At 69.9% G+C, this 3161-nt stretch carries 5 protein-coding genes; 3 read left to right on the top strand and 2 right to left on the bottom strand.

Features of this window, described 5'->3' with window-relative positions; translation table 11 throughout:
• Together JNK68_02910 and JNK68_02905 are read right to left on the bottom strand one after the other, a co-directional pair.
• On the bottom strand, window positions 1-354 hold a 354-nt coding region (locus JNK68_02910; protein MBL8539303.1), incomplete at its 3' end, for a hypothetical protein.
• Complete coding sequence (locus tag JNK68_02905; protein MBL8539302.1) at window positions 351-1181, bottom strand: response regulator; 831 nt, start codon at window positions 1179-1181, stop codon at window positions 351-353. The genes JNK68_02910 and JNK68_02905, both read right to left, overlap by 4 nt.
• Window positions 1182-1242: 61 nt before the next feature.
• Here JNK68_02905 and JNK68_02900 point away from each other — a divergent pair, with 61 nt between their 5' ends.
• The 3 genes from JNK68_02900 to JNK68_02890 form a co-directional block, all read left to right on the top strand.
• The gene (locus tag JNK68_02900; protein MBL8539301.1) at window positions 1243-1704 is read left to right on the top strand and encodes a Spy/CpxP family protein refolding chaperone; all 462 of its coding nucleotides are present in this window, start codon (window positions 1243-1245) and stop codon (window positions 1702-1704) included.
• Between the two features lie 95 nt (window positions 1705-1799).
• The gene (locus tag JNK68_02895; protein MBL8539300.1) at window positions 1800-2369 is read left to right on the top strand and encodes a biotin/lipoyl-binding protein; all 570 of its coding nucleotides are present in this window, start codon (window positions 1800-1802) and stop codon (window positions 2367-2369) included.
• 38 nt (window positions 2370-2407) lie between these two features.
• Window positions 2408-3161: serine/threonine protein kinase (locus JNK68_02890; GenBank protein ID MBL8539299.1), on the top strand; the 754-nt coding region annotated here is incomplete at its 3' end.

Raw genomic sequence — 3161 nt, 5'->3', positions numbered from 1 at the left:
CACGACCGACCGCTGCGACGGCGATCGCCGCGCGATCTCGCCGGCGATGTCGGCGATCAGACCGCGATCGGACGGCGCCTCCGCTGCCGCCGGCGCGGCGGGGATCCCGGACACGCGAAAGCCGGGATCGCCGACCCGGTCGAGCAGCTGCGCACGCTGCGCTGGCGGCGTCGCCTCGATCATCGTCGCCACGTCGGCGATATGCTGTCCGAGCTGCGACGCCGGCCCCGGCCGCAGCGCGCGCCGGCCCTCGCCGATCAGGAACACCGCGCCCAGGACCTGCGCTGCGATGAATCCGCCGAGGAGGATCAGCACCATGCGCCCGTACAGCGATCGCGGCAGCAGGCGGCTCACGCTTCGCTCTCCACTGCCGCCGCGAGCACGTAGCCTTCGGAGCGCACAGTCTTGATGACCACCGGATCCTTGCCGTCGTCGCGCAGTCGCCGCCGCAGCCGGCTCACCTGGACATCGATGCTGCGATCGTACGGATCGATGCCGCGACGCTGGGTCAGCTCCATCAGCTCGTCACGGCTGAAGACATGATCGGGTCGGGCGAGCAGAACGCCGAGCAGCCGGTATTCCGCGCCGCTCAGGGACACGACCACGCCGTCCGGGGCGATGAGGTTGCGCGTGCTGGTGTCGAGCGTCCAGCCGGCGAAGCGCAGGCGGCGCGCACCGGCCGCGGGCGACACGTCACCAAGATAGCGCGCGCGCCGCAGGACGCTCTTCATGCGCGCCAGCAGTTCGCGCGGATTGAACGGCTTCGGCAGGTAATCGTCGGCGCCCATCTCGATACCGACGATGCGGTCGGTCTCCTCGCCGCGCGCCGTCAGCATGATCACCGGCAGATCCGAGCGCGCGCGGATGTCGCGGCAGAGCGTGAGCCCGTCCTCGCCCGGCAGCATCAGGTCGAGTATGACGAGGTCAATGTGCCGTGCGGAGAGCGCCTCGCGCATGGCGCGGCCGTCCGCCACGCCGTGCACGCCATAGCCGTTGCGCCCGAGGTACTCGGCGAGCAGGGCGCGGATCTCCGCGTCGTCGTCGACGACGAGCACTTGCGGGGTTTTTTCCACGGCGTCTTTATACCTTCGGCTCGCCCGGCAGCGCGCGCTTTTTTGTAACGAAGTGTTGCATCCCGGGCCACTGCAACCGTATGTCACCGACACGGCACGCTGCGACATCGTCGTGTCGGCGCGACGTGCTGAAATGACGGGCGTCCGAACCATGACAAGGAGAACCTGCATGACTCCGCGCACCGCATCGGGTGTGTTCATCACTGCGCTTTTCATCGTCGCCTGCGCGTCGCCGCCTCCGCACGGCCCGCACGACGGCTGCCGCGAACCGGGCGCGATGCGCAAGCCGCCCGGCGAAAGCCCGGCAGCGATGGCCGAACGGCGTCTCGTCGCACTCAAGCCGCAGCTCGATCTGCAGCCGGGGCAGGAGAAGGCCTGGGAAGACATGCTGACGAGCATCCGCGAGAGCGGCAAGGCGATGGAGGCCGCGCGAACCGAGCGCCGCGGACCGCCGCCACCGAGCGAGATGGAGAACGTGCGCATTGCCACCGACCGCTTCTACGCGAGCCTCTCCGCGGAACAGCGCGAAATCATGGATCGCAACATGCCCCGGCCACCGCCGCCGTGCCTGGACGACGGACCGCCGCCGGGGCGGATCTACGGCAAGCCGCCGGGGCAGCCACCGCAATGATCCCGACCCTGTGCCCGGCCGCATCGCGCTCCGGTTCCACCGGGCGCAGACGGTCCACGCTTTTCGCGGGGTATGTCGCTCTGTGCCTTGCTGGCGTGAGCGCAGTCGTCGCACTCGGGCTGGTCGCGGTCCGCGAAGAGCCGCGCCGCTCCAGCGGCGACTGCCCGGCGAGCGTCCGCGTCGACGCGCCGCAAGCGGGAATCGTGAAGTCGCTCCGCGCAAGAGCCGGGATGCGAGTGGAGGCGGGCCAGCCGCTGTTCGAGATCGACGACGGCACCGCGGCCGCCCTGCGCCGCGAGCTCATTGCGTTGCGCCAGGCGATGGCGGACTACTCCGCGGCGCGCGCCGAACTCTCGCGAACGGCAACAAGATGGGCCGACGGCGCGGAATCGGTTTCGGCCAAGCACGAAGCGCTTTACGTCGCGCACCTGGCACTCACCGCCGCAGAGGTCGATCTCGCCGCCAGCGCCGCGCGCATCCACTCGCTGCTGGCGCGGCGGGAACGACTCGTGGTGCGCGCACCACGCGCGGGCTACGTCCTGCAAGTGCACGTACGCCGTGGCGAATCGACGCCGCAGGGTATGCTGTTGCCGGTTGTCCGTCTGGGACACATCGATTGCACGAGGACGCTGACCGCGACGCGTTCCGTGCAGCACACCGCCTGACCCCGCCCGCGCGAGCCCTGCGCCCGTAGAATGCGGGCATGGATTCCGCGAACACCGCCGCCCCCTACGCCGGACTCACGCCCGACACGCTTCTCGATGCCCTCGAAGGCGTCGGACTTGCCGTGGACGGACGCCTGCTCGCGCTCAACAGCTACGAGAATCGCGTCTACCAGGTGGGCATCGAGGACGCGCCTCCGGTGGTGGCGAAGTTCTATCGTCCGGCCCGCTGGTCTGACGCGCAGATCCTGGAAGAGCACGCGTTCACCCTCGAACTCGCCGGGCATGAGCTGCCGGTCGTCGCCCCCCTGGTCTTTGCGGACGCAGCGACGCTTCACGGCCACGCCGGCTTTCGCTTCGCCGTGTATCCGCGGCGCGGCGGGCGCGCACCGGAGTTCGGTGACGCCAAGACGCTGGAATGGATGGGGCGCTTCATCGGGCGCATTCATGCGATCGGCGCAACACGGCGGTTCGAGCAGCGCCCCGCGCTGGACATCGCAAGCTTCGGCGACGCGTCGCGCGACTATCTCGATCACCACCGCTTCCTTCCCGAGGACCTCGTGCCCGCCTGGTCGAGTGTCGTGGCACAGGCGCTCGACAGCGTGCGGCGCGGGTTCGAGCGCGCGGGCGCCGTGCACGAGCTGCGCCTGCACGGCGACTGCCACGCCGGCAACGTGCTGTGGACGGACGAGGGTCCGCACTTCGTCGACTTCGACGACTGCCGTAGCGGTCCCGCAGTGCAGGATCTCTGGATGCTGCTCTCCGGCGATCGCGCCGACATGACGCGCCAGCTCG

This window comes from Betaproteobacteria bacterium (assembly GCA_016791345.1).
Taxonomy (GTDB): domain Bacteria; phylum Pseudomonadota; class Gammaproteobacteria; order Burkholderiales; family JAEUMW01; genus JAEUMW01.
Note: the sequence above shows the minus strand (reverse complement) of the source record. Positions and strands in the feature narration are given on the sequence as shown.